Annotated in this window: 14 protein-coding genes; 4 read left to right on the top strand and 10 right to left on the bottom strand. The window is 64.5% G+C overall.

The window, feature by feature from the left end:
• From FOS14_RS10165 to FOS14_RS10150, 4 genes are all read right to left on the bottom strand, one after another.
• A partial coding sequence (locus FOS14_RS10165; RefSeq protein WP_185981706.1) for a DUF222 domain-containing protein occupies positions 1-701 on the bottom strand: 701 nt, incomplete at its 3' end.
• A 121-nt stretch (positions 702-822) separates the two neighbouring features.
• Positions 823-1,527 (bottom strand): hypothetical protein, encoded by a 705-nt coding sequence (locus tag FOS14_RS10160; protein WP_143770161.1) that lies wholly within the window; start codon positions 1,525-1,527, stop codon positions 823-825.
• A 49-nt stretch (positions 1,528-1,576) separates the two neighbouring features.
• A complete protein-coding gene (locus FOS14_RS10155; RefSeq protein ID WP_255450209.1) occupies positions 1,577-4,351 on the bottom strand; it encodes a DUF1156 domain-containing protein in 2,775 nt (924 codons plus the stop codon).
• A 73-nt stretch (positions 4,352-4,424) separates the two neighbouring features.
• Entirely contained in the window at positions 4,425-7,913 is a 3,489-nt protein-coding gene (locus FOS14_RS10150) for a helicase-related protein (protein WP_143770159.1), read from the bottom strand.
• Positions 7,914-7,941: 28 nt separating this feature from the next.
• Between FOS14_RS10150 and FOS14_RS10145 the strand changes: the two genes are divergently transcribed.
• Positions 7,942-8,343, top strand: coding sequence for a helix-turn-helix transcriptional regulator (locus tag FOS14_RS10145; RefSeq protein WP_143770158.1), 402 nt, complete (start codon positions 7,942-7,944; stop codon positions 8,341-8,343).
• 27 nt (positions 8,344-8,370) lie between these two features.
• Positions 8,371-8,592 (top strand): antitoxin, encoded by a 222-nt coding sequence (locus FOS14_RS10140; protein ID WP_143770157.1) that lies wholly within the window; start codon positions 8,371-8,373, stop codon positions 8,590-8,592.
• 88 nt (positions 8,593-8,680) lie between these two features.
• Here FOS14_RS10140 and FOS14_RS10135 read toward each other — a convergent pair whose 3' ends face one another.
• The 3 genes from FOS14_RS10135 to rpsB all read right to left on the bottom strand — a co-directional run bounded on the left by FOS14_RS10135 (position 8,681) and on the right by rpsB (position 12,346).
• Positions 8,681-10,585 carry an acyltransferase family protein gene (locus FOS14_RS10135; protein WP_255450207.1) on the bottom strand — a complete coding sequence of 635 codons (1,905 nt, stop codon included), beginning with the start codon at positions 10,583-10,585 and terminating at the stop codon, positions 8,681-8,683.
• A 77-nt stretch (positions 10,586-10,662) separates the two neighbouring features.
• Entirely contained in the window at positions 10,663-11,487 is an 825-nt protein-coding gene (tsf, locus tag FOS14_RS10130) for a translation elongation factor Ts (protein WP_143770156.1), read from the bottom strand.
• 40 nt (positions 11,488-11,527) lie between these two features.
• On the bottom strand, positions 11,528-12,346 hold the full coding sequence (gene rpsB, locus FOS14_RS10125) for a 30S ribosomal protein S2 (protein ID WP_143770155.1): 819 nt from the start codon (positions 12,344-12,346) through the stop codon (positions 11,528-11,530).
• A gap of 293 nt (positions 12,347-12,639) precedes the next feature.
• Between rpsB and FOS14_RS10120 the strand changes: the two genes are divergently transcribed.
• Positions 12,640-13,119 carry a M23 family metallopeptidase gene (locus tag FOS14_RS10120; protein WP_370512202.1) on the top strand — a complete coding sequence of 160 codons (480 nt, stop codon included), beginning with the start codon at positions 12,640-12,642 and terminating at the stop codon, positions 13,117-13,119.
• Here FOS14_RS10120 and FOS14_RS10115 read toward each other — a convergent pair.
• Positions 13,100-13,441 (bottom strand): GatB/YqeY domain-containing protein, encoded by a 342-nt coding sequence (locus FOS14_RS10115; protein WP_370512201.1) that lies wholly within the window; start codon positions 13,439-13,441, stop codon positions 13,100-13,102. The genes FOS14_RS10120 and FOS14_RS10115 overlap by 20 nt on opposite strands.
• A gap of 42 nt (positions 13,442-13,483) precedes the next feature.
• Complete coding sequence (locus FOS14_RS10110; protein ID WP_143770153.1) at positions 13,484-14,410, bottom strand: tyrosine recombinase XerC; 927 nt, start codon at positions 14,408-14,410, stop codon at positions 13,484-13,486.
• A 99-nt stretch (positions 14,411-14,509) separates the two neighbouring features.
• Here FOS14_RS10110 and FOS14_RS10105 point away from each other — a divergent pair, with 99 nt between their 5' ends.
• Positions 14,510-14,881 (top strand): hypothetical protein, encoded by a 372-nt coding sequence (locus FOS14_RS10105; RefSeq protein WP_143770152.1) that lies wholly within the window; start codon positions 14,510-14,512, stop codon positions 14,879-14,881.
• Here the strand turns inward: FOS14_RS10105 and FOS14_RS25480 are convergent.
• Entirely contained in the window at positions 14,791-15,030 is a 240-nt protein-coding gene (locus FOS14_RS25480; RefSeq protein ID WP_221936690.1) for a hypothetical protein, read from the bottom strand. The genes FOS14_RS10105 and FOS14_RS25480 overlap by 91 nt on opposite strands.
• Between the last annotated feature and the right edge of the window lie 185 nt (positions 15,031-15,215).

The following is a 15,215-nucleotide window of genomic DNA, read 5'->3' as shown; positions in this document are numbered from 1 at the left end:
TTGACGGCGTCCTCGGAGGGTTCCTCGTCGACGGCCGGGTGTTCGTCGTCGGGGTGGCAGGCGCCGGGTTTGGCCCATTTGGCGAAGATCGCCTCCAGGTAGGCGGCGAGTTCGGGTTCGACACAGAACCGCCCGCTGGTCATCTTGTCCGGACCCTGGGGGTCCATGTGGAAGAAGCGTTTACGAGCGCGGTCGTGTTCGTCGTAGTCACCGTCGGGATTCAAATACCCGTCGAGGCGGTTGGCCACCCGGCGCAGCTCGTCGGGGCGCAATGTGGCCGCCGCCGTGGCCAGTGCGTGTTCGGCCTSGTCGCGGGTRCCGTCGTCCACACCGGAGGGCAGGTGTTTGAGGAAGCGGCGGATGAYGSCGATGTGSGCSKMSCCGATCGYGCCGGCGCGCTGTTGGTTCGCGGTTTCGGCCAGCTTCGGCTCCAGCGGCTTGATGCGTAACCGCTCGGCCAGCGCGTGCCGGCGCGGGGTGCCGGCGAAATCCTCGCTGCTCGAGTGCTCGTCGATCTGATTGAGCAACGCGTTCTGGGCCGCAGGCAACCGGCGGGTGAGCGTTTCCAATCGGGCCAGCACGCTCAGGCGTTCGTCGTTGGACAGGCTCTCGGTGTCGGTGTCCAGCAGGACCGCGGCCGCGGACTCGAGCGCGCCCAACGCCGATTCCACCGCCTCGTCCCGCACCGTTCCCGAAAGCATGTTCGAAGTATATCCGGACATACCGACAAAAACCGGCGCGCTGTGGCGCTTGACCTGATTGAAGTGGAAGGGATTTCGGGCTCGACTGGAGCTTTGGATCGTATTGGGCTGGGGTCGAGTTTTACATCGCCTTCGCGGTCTCGACGGCCTTTCGAGTCGCGCTGACGACGCCGCGCGCAAACAGCAGGTTGCCGCCACCGCCGATAACCGCGCCTATCCCGAAGGGTGCCGTCCGACCCAGAACGAGCACGCCTTGCCGCGTTCCATATCGCGTGACGAAGTTATGGCCGAGAACTCTGTTGACCGACCTGATAGTTGAGCTCGGAACGGAATTGGTCAAGAGCTTGCCCAGGTGCGGGCCGGTCCGCCCGGCGGCCTTACCTACAAAGGTTGATCCCCCGCCTCCAGCAAGAACTGTCAAGACGATCGCCTTTTGATGCTCGAGGTCTGCGAATTCGACGTCGTAGAGTCTCAGCGCAGACAGCACGTGCGCAACCGTCGCCGTCATGAACCACGACGCATCGCCGGCCGTCATTGCCAAAGCGGCGGCGGTACCGACTCCCGGTACGGCCGCAGCACCGCCAGTGGCGACTCCGGTCGAAGTCACCGACGACAAGTATGTGCGTTCCAGCTTTTTCATCAACTGGTCCGTACTCGCGTCTGGGTGCTTGCTGCGCAGGCGCGAAATCCGAGTGTCCATCAAGTCGCCCGCCGCCACCAGCGCCCGATCGAACATGACCATCAGCTTGGCTGACTGCTCCTGCTCGTCCGAGTTGGTGACAGCGGGCGACGTATCCGAACGTTGATCGTCGGGATCTGCGGTCATGACGCTTGTTCCTTCCCCAGAGGAATCACGAAACTGATTTGCAAGCAGGTTATCCGTCGTACTCCAATGCCGTCTGCACGGCGGCCCTCGGTGCATCGCGCACAATTTCGTTCCACGCCGCACCGAGCGAGTTGAAATCGACGGCCAACTTGGTGCGCTTGTTGCCCTCGGCAATGTGGAAGAGCAGGTTGGCCAATTCCTTGCAATGGTCGCGGTCGATGGTCGCCGGAACCCGCGCCAATAAAGCTGCCGCCTCGGGGATACCGCCTGCGGCAAGCCGATTGGTCAAATGCATAACCACTTCCCAGGCGCTGATCGACTGGTCCGTCGCCGGGTCGTAATTCGCGTCCATATCCACGTACGGAATCAAGGCCACCTTGCCCGCGCTCTTGGTCAGAATTCCAGCGCGCTCAAGATGATCGAGTGACGCATTGCGTGCCCGCGCTAAAACGTCCGCCGTACCGTAGGCGCCGCGGTCGAACGAATGCTGCCGGAACCACGCAATCGCAAATCTGGTGTCGGAATCGAATTCGCTTTCCTGCTCGGTGAGCACCTCGTCCAGGATTTCATTGATGCGCTGCAATGCGGTGCGCACCGACATCTTGCGACCGTCGTCTTCGAGGACGGAGCTATAGCGCGAGAACACCGCCATGCCGGGTCCGATTGCCGCTTGTGGGAGGTCAACCGGAGCGATGGTTCCCTGCTGGAGCTCGCGGAGGGCCTCGGGCAGTTCGGCCTTTAGCGTATTGATGAAGCCGCGGCGGTCGATGCGCGGTGCAGTGTCCGGTCTGGGGCGCAGGGCCAGGACGATCGAGGAAGCGAGGGCATTGGTGCCGCTCGCGAGCATCCGGTTGGCGAGCTCGCTCCGCATCGGCCACGTTGCAGTGATCGACCAGCCGGATTGAATCATGCCTTCTAGCAAGGTTTCCCAGCCAGTGGAGTGTTCGCCACCGAGTGCTGATTCCTTCTGCTTGAACGCGTAATAGACGGTAATCGGGAAGTCATCGAGTGCGGTTTCCCGAGCTCGGCGGAATACCTCTTTAAAGCCGTCCTCGAAGAACTGGTGCGCACCCTCCTTACCGCCATGGCGGTAAGGGTTAGCCACGAGCTCCTCGGTTTTCGGGACGAGCATCGTGCTCAAGATGCTGGGGTGAACCGTTTGCAGTGAGCGGCGAAGCCAAACGTAAAAGTAGTCGGAGAGGTCGGAGTAACCGATGTTGTCGTAATACGGGGGGTCCGTCGAGATCAAACCAGCCATTGCAAGACTGCTCGCCGAGCCCTGCAAGGCCTTCCCTCCTGGTTCTGCGGGCAGACGGTCAACAACTTCAACTACCCAAGCGAGTTGTCCTGAGTAGCCACCTGAAGATGATGAAAATGGAAAAGCCTCTGCGAGATCCCAGACCATCGGGATGGCCTGACGACCGAAGGTATTTCGCATCTTTTCCCCAGTGTTGTGCCAACTGCATATTGATGCCCAGTAGTCGGTGCATCGGCTCAGGACCAACCCCAAATATGTCGCCACAGCATCCGCATACGCCGCGGCTCCGCTCCCCCCAGCGTCGAGGCGCTGGCCTTCGTCCATGCCCGCTGCCACGGCGTCGCGGAGGACGAGGTCGCGGGCCTCTCTCACCAGTTCGCTGAAGGTGGTGAGAGCGGTGAGTTGGCGGGGCGTGAAGAGGTCGGCGAACGTCGTCAAGCCATACGGAGGCGTCCAGACATTTCGCGGGTCGTACGCAAGTTCACCCTCCGGCACGTCCGTTGGTCTCGGCACTTGTGCTGCTCGCTCATGTTCCTCAGTTGGCGGAAGGTAGATACGCGTTCGATTCCCCTCTGCGACCGTCGCCATCAACTGCGCGCCCATCCGCCCACCACGACCCTCCGATTTGATGTGTTCGCGGTCAACGGCGACACCACACCCAATGCACCGGGCCCCCGTCCGCCCTACTGTCCCGTCCTCATCCGCGCTGGGCGCTCCGGCTAACCCGTGCCCGATATTGAACTTCACCGTGCCGCCGACGACCGAAGGCACAACGTAGGTTTCCTTGCCCTTCTTCTTTCCCAGCCACCACGACCGCACCAGCGGCATGGCGATGCCGCAGCGCGGATTTGGGCAGGTGACGGTTCGCGCCGAGATCCATGCGATGACCGTCGCCTTCTTCCCGTCCGGCAGTGTGGCCTTCGGGTAGAGGTGCCCGATCCGCTTCTCGGCTTCATCGCGCATCCACTGTCCGTACCGGCGCACGTCCTCGGCCAACCCAGTTGCGCGCGGCCAGGTATTGATCTGCGCCTCGGCGGCACCGGGAAACACCGGCTTGCGTCCGGCGAACTTCGGGGGAATCTCGATGAGCGCCTTGTTGATCAGCACGGCTACCGGATTCAGGTCAGACGCATGCGCCTCGAGTCCCAACCGCTGCGCCTCCAGCGGGATACTGCCGCCGCCAGCGAAGGGATCGAGTATGGCCGGCGGGTTCCCGCCGGTGGATTCGAGGATCTTCTGGTGTGCTTGCCGGAGCAATTCCTCGTCGCTGGCGTTCTCCCAGACGACCAGCCGCTCCATCAGCTCGTGCAAACGCTTGCGTTCGAGGGTGACTTCTTCCTCAGTCGGATACAGGTCCGGCCGCGCCGACGGATCATCGACGAGTTGCGCGAACAACACCGCCCGGGCCGCGGCCAGCGGCCGCCTCGCCCACCAAAGGTGCAGCGTCGACGGGTGACCGTGCCGGATCGACTTCTCTCGTGCCGACTCTGCGTTGATCTTCTCCAGCGGAATCGACACCTCGATCAGCTTGCGCTTGCCCACATTTTGTTGTGCAGAGCCGGACAACGAACCCATCCCCTCGGTCGGCGGCAGAACGGTTCAGACTACACAACCTGTTGTGCATCGAGCCGCGGAGAACTCAGAACGGCTCGCGCCCCCGCTCCCACATGGCCGCCCATTCCAGCCTCGTGTCCTTGACAGGCAACCCGCCCACGTTCACGTCCGCGAACGCATTGCCGACATACCGCAGCCGGTCCTGCTCCGCGCTGTCCGGGCTGACCTCCACCAGTGCCAGCCGGTGCTGCTCCCCGAGATTCTTGCCGTGGATCAGCTCGCTGTAGGTGACCGTCACGTCGTCGGCGCCCGAGATCCGTCCCTTGACCTCGATATGCACGTCGGCCTCGCCGGCGCGAGTAGAGGAAATGTCGTAGCCCTTGTTGTTGTGCGCCATCTCGGTCGGAACGCGACCCAGCATCCGCTCCGCTCGCAACACGGCATCGACCGCGCGCCGCTCCACCGCCTGCGTCTGCTTCGCATGCGCCGCGGCTGCTCCGGACAGCATCCCGGCCGGAACGATGAGCGCCGCGGAGACCACGCGCGGCTCCTTCGCCGCCAGCTGCATCTCCAGATCTATGCGTTCGAGACGCTTCTCCAGCCTCGCGTCGAGCTCGGCAGCCATCGCTTCCATCCGGTCCGGGCTGATCCGGCGCCGCCGCTTCGACCCGGCCGCAATCTCGTCGCGAACCCGCCCGGCTTCGCTGTACAGATAATTGATCTGCTGCAGCAAGCGAACCTTCACCGCGCCGCGTGCCCGCTGCAAGTAGGCGACTTGTCGCTCGCGAACAGTCGAAAGATGCTCAGGCTGAAACTCCTTCGCACCCCACTCCGCGGCGAGACGGTCCACGCCGGCATGCAGCCACCGCTCGTTTCGCGCGCCAGCGGCCAGCGCGGGGTCAGCAATCGGATGAACATCGAGATAGGGCGCGCCACCCGCATCCGTGACGCCGCCGGATCCGTCCAGGCGCGCATAGGAAAACACCTTGCTCACCGTTCGACCTGTGCCATCGACAATCTCGCCGGTCAACCCAACCAGCAGCGTCGGGTGCGCACCCGGATCGCGGGGATCAACCAATACCGTTCCGCGATCGAGAGTCTGGCCGTGCCGCTCGACGATCTCATCGAGCAATGCGTCCATCAACGGATGCCCGGGCGCAAGAAGTTCCGCACGCACGGCACCGGGACGCTCGATTGCGCTGGGCTCGAACGTCACTCGCTCGTATCGCGTCGTCACGGGCACGATCGATCCACCTGGACGCCGCCGAACTCGCAGGGCAGCCGGGACGTTGGTGATCTCGAAACGATCCTTCTCCCGAGGTGAGATTCGGCCACCGACACTCTGAAATGCCGTGACGAAGAAGTTTTCGATGAAGTGCGGTTGCAGCCGACGGGCTCGCGCTTCGTCCATCTGGCGGCGCATCCGGTCGACTTCCAAGGGTGACAGTGTTTCTCGTGCCAACGCACGCTCACGGGTCAGTTCCTGCAACCCCGCACCAACCTCCGCGTCGATGATGCGGTCGAACTCCTCGATCCGGGCTGGGTCGTCGCCATAACGGATCGCGGCAACAAGCAACTCGCGCAGCGGGCGGTCCTGGAATGCCTCGCCCAGCACGTCGAACAGCCTGCCGCCGTATGCTTTTCTCTGCGCCTCCATCTTGTCCAGCAGCCGGGTGAACACGGCACCTTCGCGCGTATCTTCGGCAACGAGGTTCCACAACCGGCACACGTTCTGCTGCCCGATGCGGTGGATGCGGCCGAAGCGCTGCTCGATGCGATTCGGGTTCCACGGCAGGTCATAGTTGATCATCAAATGTGCGGCTTGCAGGTTCAGACCCTCCCCGGCGGCATCAGTAGCCACGAGGACCTGGCAGGTCGGGTCGTTGGTGAACCGCTCACGGATTCGGCGGCGCTCTTCCCGCCGCGTGCCGCCATGGATCACAACGACGGGATCGTCGCGACCGACGATGTTGCGGAGCTGCGCCGCAAGGTATTCCAAGGTGTCACGATGCTCGGTGAAGATGATCAGCTTGCGCCGATTTCCGTTCTGGTCGCGCAACAGATGCTGGTCGAGGATGAGGTCGCGCAGTTCCGCCCACTTGCGGTCCTGGCCGAGATTGCGCACCGTCAATGCCAACTCGACCAGCCGATCCAGGACGGCTATCTCCGTGGCCAACTCTTCGGCGGTCCGAGCGGCCGTGGCCGCGTCGACAACTGTTTCCTCGAGCTGTTCTGCTGTGTCCGAATCGAGCTCGTCGTCGAAGTAGTCGTCCAAGCTCGGTCCCGACGGCAATACGGGCGAAGCGGCAATGCCCTCGTGCACCAAGGCAAGCCGCGTGTGCTCCAGTCGCTCCCGCCGCCGTTGCAACGACCGGAGGATCGCGTGCGTACTCGACGCGAGTCGTCGCTGCAGAACCGTCAACGCGAAGCCGACCGTGCGCTGTCGCGGTGAATCCTCTAGAGCGTCGGCCCGGTTCATCTCCTCGCGGACGTACCGGGTGACCTCTTCGTAGAGTTCACGCTCGGGCGGCGAGAGTTGATACGGCACCGTCTCCGCGATCCGCTCGGGAAACAGATGCTTGCCCTCGAACGTCAGCAACTCTTCCTTGATCATTCGCCGCATAAGGCCGGTCGTGTCGGTGGAGTGGACGTCCGCGGTGTATTTGCCCTCGAAACGATCCGGGTCGAGCAATGCCAGGAACAGTTGGTAATTCTCTTCGCTCCCGGCGTGCGGGGTTGCGGTCATCAACAACAAATGCCGCGACACCGCCGAGAGACGTTGGCCGAGCTCATATCTGCGTGTCCGACGAACCTCGGGTCCGATCCAGGAAGCCGACATGCGGTGCGCCTCATCGACCACCGTCAAGTCCCACTGGCTATTGGCCAGGTGCTCCAGGAGTTCTTCATCTCGCGCTAGCTGATCCATTCGCGCGATCAATATCGGATGCGCGGCACAGGGATTACCGTCGAGCGTCGCAGCGATAAGGTCGCGACTCAGCAGTTCGGCACGGATACCGAACTTGAGCGCCAGCTCGTCTTGCCACTGCTCCACCAGGCCGCCCGGTGCGACGATCAGCATCCGCGCGACGTCACCCCGCAGCATCAGCTCTTTCGCGTACAGGCCGGCCATAATGGTCTTTCCGGCGCCGGGGTCGTCGGCGAGCAGAAACCGCAGCGGCGTGCGGGGCAGCATCTCCCCATATACCGCGCGGATCTGGTGCGGTAGCGGATCGATGTCGCTGGAAGACACTGCCAGCATCGGGTCGTGCAGGCCGGCCAAGCGAATGCGCATTGCCTCCGCAGCAAGCTGAAACTCACGGCCGTCGGCGTCAAAGGTCCACTTCGATTCCGGAGATCCGACACTCACATGCGCGGAATCGCTCCGATACAGCAGCTGCTCGCCGAGGGTGCCGTCGGAGGAGCGGAAGATCAGAGCGAGGGCATCCGGACCTTGAGGAACTGCCGCAACGATCGTCACAGCCTCGGCTCGCAATCCATGCAGAACGACCCCAGGTCGAACCGTGGCGAAATCCAGCACCACTACCCCCTCCTGAACAACATGTTGGGCAGACATTAGCTGGCTGCTCCGACACGTTTGACTGGTGGCACGAGAGGAGGGCGATGAGCTCGAGTGGCGGACGTACGGCCTGTCGCTCGCTCACCGACTCAAACTGCTGCGCGGCCTCCGTGGAATGAGCCAGGAAAAGCTTTCCGAAGTAAGCGGGATTCACCGAAACCAGGTGTCGAACCTCGAACGCAACGTCAGCCGCGACGAGGGTAGTGCCGATCCCAGGCTCTCCACCATCTTTAAACTGGCTCGGGCGCTCGACGTGCCACCTGAAGTGCTGATTCCGAACGTCCACGAGCGCGTCACTGGCAAGTCGTCGGAATCCGCTTCTGACACCGCTTTCAGCGCCATCGAGGTGGATCTGACGAAACGGCTTGGCGTCGGTAACTCGCACCAAGTGCGGGAAGCCGTCGAGACGCTTCCGAGCATCGAGTAGCCGGTGCTCGTCGTAGCATTGCGCTACGTGAGCACCCTCGTCCTACGAAACGTGCCCGATGAGGTCATAGAGCGCCTTGAACGACTCGCGGCACGCGAACAACTCACAGTGCAGGCGGTAGCGGTGCGCGAATTGGTCGAGGCATCGCGGCGTGGTGACAACCCTTTGTTGCTTGCCGAACTGCCGGATCTCAGCGTCAATGCGTCGACCATCGTCGAAGATCTCCACGTGGAGCGCGGCGAGCGCTGATCAACGATCTCCGTTTCGCTCCCCGACTTGACACTTCGCGTCCCTTACAACAGACGCGAACTGTCTAGAGCGGGAGCGAAACCCAACCTCAACTCCCCTGCCGCACCTGCCCGACCAGCCACGGCGTCAACCAGTCCACGCCCGCTGGCGTGAGATGCACGCCGTCGCTGCGCACGTCGATGCCGTCGACGGTTTCGGTGTAGTGCCCGTCGGGTGTCAGCTTCTTGTTCAGGTCGATCACCCGGACCCCCGGATGCTTGGCGGCCGCGGCGCGCACGAGTTCATTCCAGCGGGTCACCCGGTCGGGCACGTCCTCGGGGTAGAGGCTGCCATCGGGCTGTTCACCGCGCCGGTTGTAAGGCTCGGTCGCCACGAGCACCCGCGCGCCGGTGCTGCCGAGGACGTCGAACGCGTGCTGCAACTCGCTGGTCAAATACGAATCGAATGCGGGTTGACCCACGTGCATCCACTGGCCGTCGTGCTGGCGATCCATCGTTTCCCAGCGCCCCACCAACAACAGCACGGCATCGGGGTGTTCCACCGACACGTCGTGCGTCCACTGCTGCGGCCAGGAGTCGCAGTCGCTCGGCTGATCGGCCACGTTGCCGAAATACCGGTATGGCCCGCCCTGCACGATCCCGCAGCCGAGCTTGGTGTGGTCGATGAACTCGACTCCCGGGGTCGCCGGCAGATAGCGCATGAGCGTCCAGGCGATCGAGTCGCCGAACACCGAAACCCGCAGGGGGCCATTCGGATTGCGCGGCCCGACAGGTACCGGCGGTTTCGGCGGCGCCGGGTTCGACGCTTCCGGCGGCAGGCCGCTGGCCAACGCCTGGCTCGGCGCCGACCGCACCGGCACGAGCACGACGACGGCGCACGCGGCGGCCGCCAGAATGCCCACCCCCACCGGCAACAACGGCGCGGGAACCAGCCGCATCCGTCGGATCGGCTTCTCCACGACCCAGTACGACACAGTGGCTATCGCGAGCGTCGCGGCCACCCGAACACCGAACAGCGGCAGACCGGTGAGTCCCGTGCGCTCCCCGTCGAGCGCCAGAAACACCGGCCAGTGCCAGAGGTAGACACCGTAGGAAATTGCGCCGAGCGCAACCAGCGGCCGCAGCGCCAAGAACTTCGCGACAAGGCTCGTTTGGTCGACGGTGACCGACGCAATCACCGCGATCGCCGCGACCGCCACCAGGATCAGCAGGCCGTGCTGGAACTGCTGCGCCGTCCCCGCAGCCACATGGATCGCGACGGCGAGCCCCACCAACCCGAAGACGGGCAGCACCTGCCACAGCGCCTTCGACCGCACTCGACGTTGTGCGTCACCCGGCCAGAACGGCGCCAGCGCAGCGGCTGCCGCCGCTCCGATCAGCAACGCCTGCGCCCGGGTATCGGTGCCGAAATACACCCTCGACACCGATGCGTGCCCGGCCAACACGATCGCCCACACCGCCGATGCGACCGCGCCGGTAATAGCCAGCCCGAACACCGCCCAGCGCCATCGCCGCCAGGACCGCCGGCACAACAAAACCAGCCCCACCAGCAACAACGGCCAGATCAGGTAGTACTGCTCCTCGACGCCGAGCGACCAGGTGTGCTGCAGCGGCGACGGTTCGCCACCCTGCGCGAAGTAGTCGGTGTGCGCGACGCTGAACCGCCAGTTGGCCACCCAGGCCAGTGCGGCGAACGCGTCACCCCGCAGTCCGGCGACCGAATCCGGGGAGAAGAAGCGCAGCCCTGCGGCCACGCCGAGCACCATCAGCACCAACGCGGGCAGCAACCGTTTGGCGCGGCGGACCCAGAACGCGGGCAGATCGAGACGTCCGCGGCTGCGATATTCGGCCAACAGCAGCGAGGTGATCAGGAAACCGCTGAGGACGAAGAAGACGTCGACGCCGATAAAGCCGCCGTGCATGCCGGCGATTCCGCCGTGGTCGACCATCACGGCGATCACGGCAAGCGCGCGCACACCGTCGAGCGCGGGCACATATGCGGAAGCAGGGGTCCCCGACTGCGTCGTAACGCTAGTCGGGGACCCCTGCTTCCAGTGAGTCAAAGACGAGGTTAGCTCGCGCCGACCTCGAACCGGGCGAAGCGTGTGATGGTCACACCCGCCTCGTCCAGCAACGCCTTGACCGTCTTCTTCGAATCGGTCACCGAAGCCTGCTCGGTGAGCACGACGTCCTTGAAGTAGCCGTTGACGCGACCCTCGACGATCTTGGGCAGTGCCTGCTCGGGCTTGCCCTCCTCGCGCGCGGTCTGCTCGGCGATACGCCGCTCGTTCTCCACCACGTCGGCCGGAACCTCGTCGCGGGTAACGTAGCGCGCCTTCAGCGCCGCGATCTGCATGGCGGCACCACGAGCCACCTCGGCCGCATTGTCGCCGTCACCGGTGTACTCGACGAGCACGCCAACAGCCGGCGGCAGGTCCGACGCCCGCTTGTGCAGGTAGGTCGCGACCGAGCCGTCGAACGACACGACCCGACGCAGCTCGAGCTTCTCACCGATCTTGGCCGACAGCGCCTGCACGGCGGCATCAACGGTCTGACCGTCGAGCTCGAGCGCCTTCAACGCGTCGAGGTCGGCGGGCTTCGCGTCGGCAGCAGCAGCGACGATCGCATCGGCGAGCTGCTGGAACTCCGCGTTCTTGGCGACGAAGTCGGTCTCGGAGTTGATCTCGATCATGACGCCGCCCTTGGCAGCGACCAGGCCCTCGGCGGTGGTGCGCTCAGCGCGCTTACCTACGTCCTTGGCGCCCTTGATGCGCAGCACCTCGACGGCCTTATCGAACTCGCCCGCGGTCTCTTCGAGCGCCTTCTTGCAGTCGAGCATGCCCGCACCGGTCAGTTCACGCAGCCGCTTTACGTCCGCGGCGGTGTAGTTCGCCATTGTTGGCGAGCCTCCTTCAAAAGGTTTCGGATCTAGAAAATCAGGACTCGGCCGGAGCCTCGGCGGCAGCCTCGGTGCCCGGGGTCGCGCCCGCGAGCTGCTCGAGCTCCCACTCCGCCAACGGCTCGCCGGCACCCACCTCGGGCTTGGCGTCCTCGGAGCTGCTCAGTCCGGCACGGGCCTGCACGCCCTCGGCCACCGCCGAGGCGACGACCTTGGTGAGCAGGGCGGCCGAACGGATCGCGTCGTCGTTGCCCGGGATCGGGTAGTCGACCAGGTCGGGGTCGCAGTTGGTGTCCAGGATCGCGATGACCGGGATGTTCAGCTTGCGAGCCTCGCCGACGGCGATGTGCTCCTTGTTGGTGTCGACCACCCAGATGGCCGAGGGCACCTTGGCCATGTCGCGGATACCGCCGAGGGTGCGCTCCAGCTTGTTCATCTCGCGGGTGAGCAGCAGGATTTCCTTCTTGGTGCGGCCCTCGAAGCCACCGGTCTGCTCCATCGACTCGAGTTCCTTGAGCCGCTGCAGCCGCTTGTGCACGGTGGAGAAGTTGGTGAGCATGCCGCCGAGCCAGCGCTGGTTCACGTACGGCATGCCGACGCGGGTGGCCTCGGCCGCGATGGATTCCTGCGCCTGCTTCTTGGTGCCGACGAACAGCACGGTGCCGCCGTGGGCGACGGTCTCCTTGACGAACTCGTACGCCTTGTCGATGTAGGTCAGCGTCTGCTGCAGGTCGATGATGTAGATGCCGTTGCGGTCGGTGAAGATGAACCGCTTCATCTTCGGGTTCCAACGGCGGGTCTGATGCCCGAAGTGTGCGCCGCTGTCGAGCAGCTGCTTCATGGTTACTACAGCCATAGCTGTTGTATCTCTCTTTCGTTGCCGGTTGCCGCAGTGAGTCGTGTGCGACTCCTGCCCTGGCACCCGCAGGCCGCCGGACCTGCATGCAGCTCACAGGACCAGCCGACGACCTTGCTGGAAGAATCTCCCATCGCGGGCGCGCGAAGTCGGACTGTGCTGGGCACAGACCGCTTGGTCAGTGTACGGCAGCGAACGGGCAGGTCATAACCACGGCTGTGGATAACCGCCGCGCTGTCCACAGCGGCAAAACTCGCCCCTCCACGCCAGCCCGGCGTCGCCAGAATTTCCCTGTGCGCTGGTTCTTGCTCCCGTTGTTGCTCGTCTTGCTCGCGCCGACCGCGGCCGCTGCACCTGGTGGCTATGGCTGGCCGCTGCAACCACGACCGCATGTGGCCCGTGCCTTCGACAAGCCCGAGCACAACTGGCTGCCGGGGCATCGCGGCGTCGACCTGGCGGGAAGACCGGGCCAACAGGTCTTGGCTGCAGGTGACGGGACCGTCGTCTTCGTCGGTGCAGTCGGCGGCAAGGACGTGGTGTCCATTTCCCATGCGGGCGGCCTGCGCACCACCTACGAACCGGTATCCGCACACGTGCGCAAGGGCCAGCGCGTGTTTCGCGGCGACGTTGTCGGTGTGCTGGAAGCCGGGCATCCTGGTTGCGACGGCTGTCTGCATTGGGGCGTGTTGCGGGACCGGGACTATCTGAACCCGCTCGGCCTCGTGCACGCGTTGCCGATCCGGTTGAAGCCGGTCAACCCAACTGCGCGGTAAGCACTGCGGCTTCGGCGCGCAATGCGTCGGCCCGTGCTGATTCGCCGACACCCTCGTATTCGGATGCCGCGGTTTTCCGCTCGGCTATTTCGGCTCGGACGATGGCCTCCACCTGCGCATCGGACAGCTCGCGGCGGGCAACCTCGGCCGCACCGAGGCCCACTGCGGCCTCGATGGCACCCGCACGCGTCGCTGTGTCCACCGCCTCGGCGTTGTCGATAGCGGCCAGGGTCGAGCGCAGCGCGGTCAGCGCGGTCCGATCGCGCTCGCGCATGGCTGATTTCAACGCGTTGCGTAGCCGGTCGCGGGTCGGTGTTTTCACTCGCGCAACGGTATTCGGCCCGAACCGTCGAGTCGAGCGAATTTAGGCCCGCGGATGCGCCTGGTCGTGGACGCGGCGCAGCCGTTCCACCGAAACGTGGGTATACAGCTGCGTGGTGGCAAGGCTGGCGTGGCCGAGCAGTTCCTGGACCATCCGCAGATCCGCCCCGCCCTCCAGCAGATGCGTCGCGGCCGAATGTCGCAGCCCGTGGGGGCCGATATCCGGCGCCCCGGGCACCGCCGTCATCAACTCGTGCACGACGGTCCGGGCCTGCCGCTGGTCGAGCCGCTTGCCGCGCTTGCCGAGCAACAACGCCGCACCGGAGTGCTCATTGGCGAACATCGGCCGGCCGTGCCGCAACCAGGCGTCGAGTGCCTCAGCCGCGGGCTTGCCGAACGGCACCGACCGCTGCTTGTTGCCCTTGCCGAGCACCCGGACCAGTTGTCGGTCGTGGTCGACATCGTCGAGGTCGAGCCCGCACAACTCACCGACACGGATTCCGGTGGCATACAACAACTCCACGATCAGGCGGTCACGCAGCGCAAGTTCGTCCATTTGCGCGGAACCGGATTCGGCGGCAGACATCGCCGCGGCGGCCTGGTTCTGTCGCAACACCGGCGGCAGCGTGCGATGGGCCTTCGGTGAGGCGAGCCGGGCGCCCGGGTCGACAGCTATGCGGCTGGTCTTGGCTAGCCACGCCGTGAAGGTGCGCGCCGAGGACGTTCGGCGCGCCATCGTTGTCCGGGCTGCTCCGGCCGCCGCTTGGCGAGCCAACCACCCCCGCAGGATCCGGAGGTCGAGGTCGACAATCGAAGCGTCGGGATTGACCGAAATCAGGTGTGCGAGAAGTGATTTTGCATCGACAAGGTAGGCCCGCACGGTGTGCTCGGAGCGACCGCGCTCGAGCCGCAGGAATTCGGCGTAGGCGTCGAGCAACTCTTGGCCGCCCCCCGAAATCCGCGAACTCATCTGCCCACAGTGCGTGCGCGGGCCGTGGGGATCAAGCCGACGCGCACGAGATACGGCGAATTGGGAGGTTCGGCGCCGGTCAAGATCGATACTTGACCGATGAGCGCGCGCGCGTTATGCGCTGCGTCGTGTTTGCTGATCAAGCGCGTCCGCGAGGCGCCGCGCATCATCGTCGTTGAACATCCCGTGCGCGAGCATCTCGCCGCGAATGGTGGCGATCATCGCCGCCGGCAACGGTCGGGTTGTCGCGGTCGCAGCATCGAGGACAGCCAACTGCGCCTCACCAACATGCAAATCCACATCGACCTGGGCGCGATCCGCATCACTCAACACCGCGGCACGCGCCACGGTCTCAGCGAAAGCGAACACATCGAACATGATCACAACGGTACGCCCGGTATCTGCACAGAGCCAAGAGGAACGGGAGCCTTCAAACGACCGTCAGTCTTGCTGTTCCGCATTACTCCATGACCGTCGAGTGGGTGAGCGGTGATGACGTCGCCGCGCTTGTTCATGCGAACCTGTATGCGGACACCGTCGATGGTGCAGTGGACATTGTCGAAGTTCGCTTTCCGTTCGATATGGCTCGGGTTCGCGTGCACGCGCCTGACCGCGTTCATGATCTGATCTTCATCCCACGTCTCGGGGAACTCGGTCTTGTTCGGGATGTTCGTTCCGTACAGGTGACCGCCACCTCTGTTGTCTCCCTGAAGAATGTGCTGTCGAACGCGGTCGCTGATACGAGGTTCACCCTCGTCGTCACTTGCCGGCAGGTTTGAAACCCGTGGCGGCGGCGGTGGTCCGC

This window comes from Skermania sp. ID1734 (assembly GCF_007489285.1).
In the GTDB taxonomy this organism is placed as follows: Bacteria; Actinomycetota; Actinomycetes; order Mycobacteriales; family Mycobacteriaceae; genus ID1734.
This window is presented reverse-complemented; position numbering and strand designations above follow the sequence as displayed.

Coding starts and splice junctions, on each gene's coding strand:
- FOS14_RS10105 (WP_143770152.1), top strand. CDS start 14,510: ATGAGCGCGCGCGCGTTATGCGCTGCGTCGTGTTTGCTGATCAAGCGC.
- rpsB (WP_143770155.1), bottom strand. CDS start 12,346: ATGGCTGTAGTAACCATGAAGCAGCTGCTCGACAGCGGCGCACACTTC.
- FOS14_RS10160 (WP_143770161.1), bottom strand. CDS start 1,527: ATGACCGCAGATCCCGACGATCAACGTTCGGATACGTCGCCCGCTGTC.
- FOS14_RS10150 (WP_143770159.1), bottom strand. CDS start 7,913: ATGTCTGCCCAACATGTTGTTCAGGAGGGGGTAGTGGTGCTGGATTTC.
- tsf (WP_143770156.1), bottom strand. CDS start 11,487: ATGGCGAACTACACCGCCGCGGACGTAAAGCGGCTGCGTGAACTGACC.
- FOS14_RS25480 (WP_221936690.1), bottom strand. CDS start 15,030: ATGAACGCGGTCAGGCGCGTGCACGCGAACCCGAGCCATATCGAACGG.
- FOS14_RS10110 (WP_143770153.1), bottom strand. CDS start 14,410: ATGAGTTCGCGGATTTCGGGGGGCGGCCAAGAGTTGCTCGACGCCTAC.